Raw genomic sequence first — 7,004 nt, 5'->3', positions numbered from 1 at the left:
TCGTTTTTATCAAATTGCAATCAGCCCGCTTATCGGGCCCCGTTGCCGTTATGTTCCGACCTGTTCTCAATATGCGCTGGAAGCCATTCAGCAGCATGGTGCAATGAAAGGTGGATGGCTGGCTGCCAGACGGGTCTGTCGTTGTCATCCCTGGGGGGGCCATGGATATGATCCTGTTCCGCCAAAAGTAATACGTTTTATTTCATTTCAGCAAATGGATTCTCAAATGCTTCATGTTCATGTACCCTTTCGTGAGCGTTTATTCAACAAAAACCACTCTAATTATCTGGGGTAATTGATATGCAACAATGGGCCAGGTTTGCAATTCTCGGAGCCATGTTAGTCACCGCATATTTGCTCATTCTGGCTTGGCAAAAAGATTATGGTCATGCACAACCGACAAAAGCAGCTGAAACTGCTGTTGTCGCACGTGATGTATCTGCTGATTTGCCAAGCAATCCAGCGCCGGCAGCATCCACGGATGTTCCGCAGGCAAATGTTCCGGCTGCACAACAGAATACGGCTGCATCAGCACCTGCAAATCAGCAGCAGTTGATTTCAGTACAGACCGATCTCTACCATCTGTGGATCAGTCCAAAGGGTGGAGATATTGTACGTATTGAATTGCTGAATCATGATAAGAGCAAGAACAGTGATCAGCCTTTTGTCATGCTGGAAAGTGATGCAAAACGCACCTATGTTGCTCAGTCTGGTCTCATTGGTTTAAATGGCCCGGACAGTAACAGTGCCGGACGTCCGGACTACGATTTTGACAAGGCTGCCTATACACTGGCCGATGCTGCAGATGTAAGGAGTAAGGATGGTCAGACTGAAAAAGTACTGACGGTTCCGCTGGTCTATAAAACTGCTGATGGTGTGGAAATCATCAAAAGCTTCAGTTTCAGGCAGGGTGCTTATCCGGTTGATGTCAGTTATAAAGTGGTGAACCGCAGCAGCAAAAACTGGCAGGGTCAGATGTTTGGTCAGATCAAACGTGATAATTCTGATGACCCGGGCAAATCTGACCAGGGAATCTTTACCCTGGGTACTTTCCTTGGTGGGGCGTGGGGGTCACCTGATGCGCACTACAATAAATTAAAATTTGCCAATTTTAATGAGGAAAAGCTGAATACCGAGGCAAAAGGTGGCTGGGTGGCCATGGTGCAGCATTATTTTGTAAGTGCCTGGATTCCGGGACATTTTGGTAATCAGCCCTATACGGCCAGACTTGAATCACGTAAAGCCACAGATGGGATGAACATCATAGGGTTTACTTCGCCAACCATCAATGTTCCTGCCGGCAAGTCCATGGATGTTGATGCCACGTTCTATGCAGGCCCTAAAAAACAGTCTGAACTGAAGGATCTGGCGGTTGGACTGAACCAGACCGTGGATTATGGCTGGTTATGGCCAATTGCCAAATTATTGTTCATGGGTCTGCAGTTTTTCCACAATATTGTAGGCAACTGGGGCTGGTCGATCATTCTGCTGACTGTCATGGTGAAGTTAATTCTGTGGCCGCTGTCATCCAAGAGTTATCGTTCCATGGCAAAAATGCGGGTGATTTCTCCTGAAATGCAGCGCATGAAAGAGGAATTCGGTGAAGACCGCATGCGGTTTTCCCAGGAAATGATGGCGTTGTATAAGCGTGAACAGGTCAATCCGCTTTCAGGTTGTCTGCCCCTGTTGATTCAGATGCCGATTTTTCTGGCATTGTACTGGGTGCTGATGGAGTCGGTTGAGCTGCGTCATGCGCCGTGGATGCTGTGGATTCAGGATTTATCGGCCATGGATCCGTGGTTTATTCTGCCATTGATCATGGGCGTGACCATGTTTATTCAGCAGATGCTGAATCCGCAACCGGCAGATCCGATGCAGGCCAAGGTGTTTAAAATCATGCCGGTCATGTTTACAGTATTTATGCTGTTCTTCCCGGCAGGCCTGGTTTTATATTGGATTGTCAACAACACCATCACGATTCTTCAGCAGAGTTTTATCAACAAAAGTGTTGAGAAAGCCCGACTGAACAAGGAAACAACCTCAGCCAGTCAGTCCTGACAGGTCACTGAACAGCTGAAAAAATCCGCTTGGGATGATAGTCTTGAGCGGATTTTTTATTGACATTATCCAGAGAGGCAAAGGCAATGGCTACACCGGTGACCCAGACAACAATTGCTGCAATTGCAACAGCGCCCGGTCGTGGTGGTGTGGGAATCATCCGCCTGTCCGGACCCCGTTCATATGCCATCGCAGAAGCATTTACCCGGAAAAAACTGCCGGCATCGCGCATGGCCGCTTTTCGCCATTTTTATGATTCACAGGGACAGGTCATGGATGAGGGGCTGGTGATCTGTTTTCCCGGTCCAAATTCGTTTACCGGTGAAGACGTGGTCGAATTGCAGGGGCATGGTGGCCCGGTCATTCTGAATACGCTGCTGGGCTATTTGCTTGAACTGGGTGCAAGTGCAGCTCAGGCGGGTGAGTTTTCCATGCGGGCCTTTGAAAATGGCAGGATGGATCTGATTCAGGCAGAAGCCATTGCCGATTTAATTGATGCCACCTCTCAGGCAGCAGCACGCTCAGCAGTGCGTTCCCTGCAGGGTGCCTTTTCAGTGAAGGTCAACACGGTACTGGAAAAACTGATTCATCTGCGTTTGCATGTGGAAGCAGCCATTGATTTTCCGGAAGAGGAAATTGATTTCCTGGCAGACGGTAAAATTCTGGCATTACTGCAGGAAGTACAGATGGCTGTTACCGCAGTTCAGCAATCGGCCCGTCAGGGACAGTTATTACGGGAAGGTTTACAGGTGGTAATTGCCGGTAAACCCAATGCCGGTAAATCCAGTCTGCTGAATGCGCTGGCCGGGATTGAACGGGCTATTGTCACTGATATTGCCGGAACCACCCGGGATGTCCTGCACGAAAAAATCAGTTTAAATGGTCTGCCGATTACCCTGACCGATACGGCCGGTTTACGTGAAACAGGCGATGTGGTGGAGAAAGAAGGCATTCGCCGTGCAATCAGGGAAATTGAACAGGCAGATTTATTGTTGCTGGTGCATGATCTGAGTCAGGGGGAAGATCCGCTGCAACTGGCCAGAAACTATTTCGCTGAGCAGCTGGACCCCAGACGGCTGATGCTGATTGGCAACAAATGTGATTTAACCGGTCAGACTGCTGAACTGAGTGATTTCCAGGGATTCCGGTACATTACCGTCTCAGCGCGGCAGGAAATGGGCGTTCAGACGCTGATAGAGGCGGTTACAGCGCATGCAGGCTTTCAGCCGGAAGAAGATAGCTTTATTGCCCGGACCCGTCATCTGGACGCAATGAAACGTACTCAGCACTATCTTGCCGAGGCACATGAGCAACTGGTGGTGTATCAGGCCGGTGAACTGGTGGCAGAGTCACTGCGTTTGGCACAGCATGCACTGGGGGAAATTACCGGTGATTTCAGTGCAGATGATCTGCTGGGGCAGATTTTTGGATCATTCTGTATTGGAAAATAACAGCACCATGCAGCATTTTCTGACAATGGGTTGTATTCTGATGGCAATAACATCACGTCAGCTGGCAAATACAAAGTTGTTGCGAATTGAGTTTATTCAGTAATTAAAACTGGCAGTACAGCGAAAAGGCAGGGAATTTCCTGCTTTTTTCGTATTTAATTGCTGCTGAATGGCAGATATTGGATCAGCCATAGCGTTTCAGCAGTTTTAAAAATTCCTGTAACTCAGATTCATCCACCCTGTCCGGGTCTGTTAATACATGATGCCGTAAGTGAGCTTCAACCAGTTCATTCATTAAGCCGTTAATGGCTCCCTTTATCGCAGCAACCTGCTGGAGTACGTCAATACAGGATGAGGTATCCTGGCTTAATACATCTTCAACCGCTGCTATTTGTCCTTTCAGACGTTTGACCCGGTTCAGAATTTTTTTATCCTGATGTAAATGGCTCATATTTTATTTCCTGAAATAGATACTCCCCTATAGTATATATGAATCATAAGTAATATACTGATAGGGAGTATATAAGAGTAACACAATATGCAATTTCAGGCCATCAATCGACAGCATTCACATCAGTTTGATCGGGGAAATCCAATGGCGCAGAAGAAAATTCTGCTGGCGACTGTATTGACAGCAGTGATGATGCTGCTGGAAATTTTTGGGGGATGGTTATTTAATTCCATGGCATTACTGGCGGATGGCTGGCATATGAGTTCCCATATGCTGGCGCTGGGACTGGCTTATATGGCCTATCGGGCAGCCCGTTATTATGCGCAGGATGCACGTTTCAGTTTTGGTACCTGGAAAATTGAAGTGCTGGCCGGTTACAGCAGTGCAATTTTATTGATGGTGGTTGCTGTATTCATGGCTTTTCAGTCGGTTGAACGCTTATTTCACCCGGTTCAGATTCATTATAATGAAGCAATCTGCATTGCGCTGCTGGGATTGGTGGTCAATCTGGTCTGTGCATGGTTATTACATGATGATCACCATGGGCATGACCATTCTCACCATGATCAGCATCCCCATCATCATCAGGATTTAAATCAGAAGGCTGCATTTTTGCATGTGGTGGCCGATGCGGTGACTTCAATCCTGGCCATTATTGCGTTATTTGCCGGGAAATACTTTGGCTGGGACTTTATGGATGCCTTACTGGGGATTATAGGTGCGGTTCTGGTTGCAAAGTGGTCAATGGGACTGATCAGGGAAACCGGTAAAACCTTACTGGATGCAGAAATGGATCATCCACTGGTGGACAGGATCAGGTACAGCATCAGTGAACTGGCCGGCCAGCCGATCATCACCGATCTGCATGTATGGAAAGTGGCAAAAGGTAAATTCTCCTGTATTCTTGCATTGCAAGCCACAGATAAAATGAATGCAGATCAGGTACGTGCAGCACTTCGCATTTATCCGGAACTGGTGCATATTTCAGTGGAAATTAATACCGCTGCAATGTTCAGGTTTGTTCCACGTGAAACACATTCATTTTTTAAAGAAACAGATTTAAAACATTGATGATATGGTATTAAGTTTAGAATCACTTCTGGAAAAATGGTCATGAATCCGGGGGATGTATGTTGAGAAAATTATTGATTTTCAGTTTAAGTCTGGGTTTAAGCGGTCTGAGCCTGGCCAGTGTGGATACAGTCAGTGCAAAACTGGCTCAGCACTATCCGAATATTAAAATCAATGATTTGAAGGCAACAGAAATGCAGGGCCTGTATAGTGGCAGCCTGGATAACCAGATTGTTTATCTGAATGAAGACGCACAGCATATTTTTGTCGGTTCCATGATCCGTTTAAAGGATAGGCACAATCTGACTAAAGACCTGGCTGTGCAGCGCAACAGGATTGATTTTAAAAAACTGCCCTTACAGGACGCATTAAAAACTGTCAGGGGCAATGGAAAGCGTCAGCTGGTGATTTTTTCTGACCCGAATTGCCCCTATTGCAAGACGCTTGAGGGCAATTTAGCCCGGTTGAATGATGTGACAATTTATACTTTTATGTACCCGATTAAAACACAGTCGATTATTCCATCAAAACAGGTTTGGTGTTCTGCAAACCGGGAGTATGCCTGGAAAAACCTGATTCAGAATGGCATGAAACCGTCTGCACCGGCCAGTTGTGAAACACCGGTTGAACGCAATTTGCAATTGGGTAAACAGCTGGGATTACAGGGAACCCCGGCCATTATTTTTTCCAGTGGTGATAAAGTCATGGGAGCTTATCCTGCTGAAAAAATTGAGCAGGTCTGGAAGGATAAAGGCTTATAAAAATTGTCTGGAAATAAAAAGCACCCGAAAAACAGGTGCTTTTTATTTAAGTAATGCTCTGAATGGAACAATCAGGTTCTTTTGGCAATGAAGTTATAAATAAACAGAACCACAATGGCACCAATGACCGAAGCAATAAAGCCGGCAGAGGAGTTTTCAGGATACAGACCCAGTAAACGGCCACCGTATGTTGCCACCAATGAACCGACAATACCCAATAAGGTGGTTACAATAAAACCTGCTTTATCATCTCCTGGATGAATTGCACGGGCAATCAGACCTGCAATAAAACCGATCACAATGGCAACGATAATTGACATCATAAGATTTCTCCTTTTTTATCGTTTGTTTCTAATGTGTTAAGCGATATTTGATACAGATTTTATCTTCCATGAATATAGACAGGCTGCAAAGTAGAGCTTTGCTACATCATGTTGTTTTTTTGTTCAATATTTACTGGAAACAAGCTGACAGACCGCTCCAGCCATGACCTTATAGACCAATTTCACCAATAAAGGGCAGATGGCGGTATTTCTGGTCATAATCCAGGCCATAGCCGACAATGAATTTATCTTCCACTTCAAACCCCAGGAATTTTACATCCAGCTCAATTTCACGGCGTGATGGTTTGCTCACCAGGGTACACAGTTCTATGGAGTTTGGCTGACGGGTTTCCAGAATGTCCAATACCTTACCAAGCGTATTGCCTGAATCAATGATATCTTCAATCACCAGCACATCTTTACCGTAAATTTCACCGTCCAGATCTTTCAGGATTTTTACATCACGGGACGATGTAGTTCCGCTGCCGTAACTTGAAACCGTCATAAAATCAAGTTCATGCGGTTTGCTGATGGCACGGCATAAATCTGCCATGAAAATAACGGAACCACGCAGTAAGCCGACTAAAATCAGTTCCTTGTCACTGGCTGCATAATGTGCATCAATTTGCTTGCCCAGTTCGCTGATTTTATTCTGAATTTCCTCAGTTGAAATCATTACATTCATTTCAATGGTCATGACGGACATACCTACAACATCAACAGTGCAAAAATAAAAAAGGTGTTGACCTGCAACACCTGAAATATGAGTCAATTTTAAAACATATCACAGTGATATGCATCTTTTTTGACATTTACCTGTTAAAAAAGATGCATGTTCAGTGTGCATCCCGCTTTAGCAACAAGGCACAGCCGATAAAAACCACCCCCA

General features: G+C 45.6%; 8 protein-coding genes. 5 read left to right on the top strand and 3 right to left on the bottom strand.

What is annotated here, in order from left to right; genetic code table 11:
* From yidD to mnmE, 3 genes are all read left to right on the top strand, one after another.
* A partial coding sequence (gene yidD, locus ACT6PV_RS14530) for a membrane protein insertion efficiency factor YidD (RefSeq protein WP_445116976.1) occupies window positions 1-295 on the top strand: 295 nt, incomplete at its 5' end.
* A 5-nt stretch (window positions 296-300) separates the two neighbouring features.
* A complete protein-coding gene (yidC, locus tag ACT6PV_RS14525; protein WP_445116975.1) occupies window positions 301-2,058 on the top strand; it encodes a membrane protein insertase YidC in 1,758 nt (585 codons plus the stop codon).
* Window positions 2,059-2,144: 86 nt separating this feature from the next.
* Window positions 2,145-3,509 carry a tRNA uridine-5-carboxymethylaminomethyl(34) synthesis GTPase MnmE gene (gene mnmE / locus ACT6PV_RS14520; RefSeq protein ID WP_445116974.1) on the top strand — a complete coding sequence of 455 codons (1,365 nt, stop codon included), beginning with the start codon at window positions 2,145-2,147 and terminating at the stop codon, window positions 3,507-3,509.
* Window positions 3,510-3,693: 184 nt separating this feature from the next.
* On the opposite strand, the gene ACT6PV_RS14515 is transcribed toward mnmE, so the two are convergent.
* The gene (locus ACT6PV_RS14515; protein WP_445116973.1) at window positions 3,694-3,960 is read right to left on the bottom strand and encodes a metal/formaldehyde-sensitive transcriptional repressor; all 267 of its coding nucleotides are present in this window, start codon (window positions 3,958-3,960) and stop codon (window positions 3,694-3,696) included.
* 87 nt (window positions 3,961-4,047) lie between these two features.
* Here ACT6PV_RS14515 and dmeF point away from each other — a divergent pair, with 87 nt between their 5' ends.
* Together dmeF and ACT6PV_RS14505 are read left to right on the top strand one after the other, a co-directional pair.
* Window positions 4,048-5,031 (top strand): CDF family Co(II)/Ni(II) efflux transporter DmeF, encoded by a 984-nt coding sequence (gene dmeF, locus ACT6PV_RS14510; RefSeq protein ID WP_445116972.1) that lies wholly within the window; start codon window positions 4,048-4,050, stop codon window positions 5,029-5,031.
* A gap of 59 nt (window positions 5,032-5,090) precedes the next feature.
* The gene (locus ACT6PV_RS14505; protein WP_445116971.1) at window positions 5,091-5,792 is read left to right on the top strand and encodes a DsbC family protein; all 702 of its coding nucleotides are present in this window, start codon (window positions 5,091-5,093) and stop codon (window positions 5,790-5,792) included.
* A gap of 71 nt (window positions 5,793-5,863) precedes the next feature.
* Here ACT6PV_RS14505 and ACT6PV_RS14500 read toward each other — a convergent pair whose 3' ends face one another.
* Both ACT6PV_RS14500 and hpt read right to left on the bottom strand, forming a co-directional pair.
* Window positions 5,864-6,115 carry a GlsB/YeaQ/YmgE family stress response membrane protein gene (locus tag ACT6PV_RS14500; RefSeq protein WP_445116970.1) on the bottom strand — a complete coding sequence of 84 codons (252 nt, stop codon included), beginning with the start codon at window positions 6,113-6,115 and terminating at the stop codon, window positions 5,864-5,866.
* 169 nt (window positions 6,116-6,284) lie between these two features.
* Window positions 6,285-6,812, bottom strand: coding sequence for a hypoxanthine phosphoribosyltransferase (gene hpt / locus ACT6PV_RS14495; protein ID WP_445117135.1), 528 nt, complete (start codon window positions 6,810-6,812; stop codon window positions 6,285-6,287).
* Window positions 6,813-7,004: the final 192 nt, after the last annotated feature.

The sequence above is a fragment of the Acinetobacter sp. WZC-1 genome, from assembly GCF_052544965.1.
This window is presented reverse-complemented; position numbering and strand designations above follow the sequence as displayed.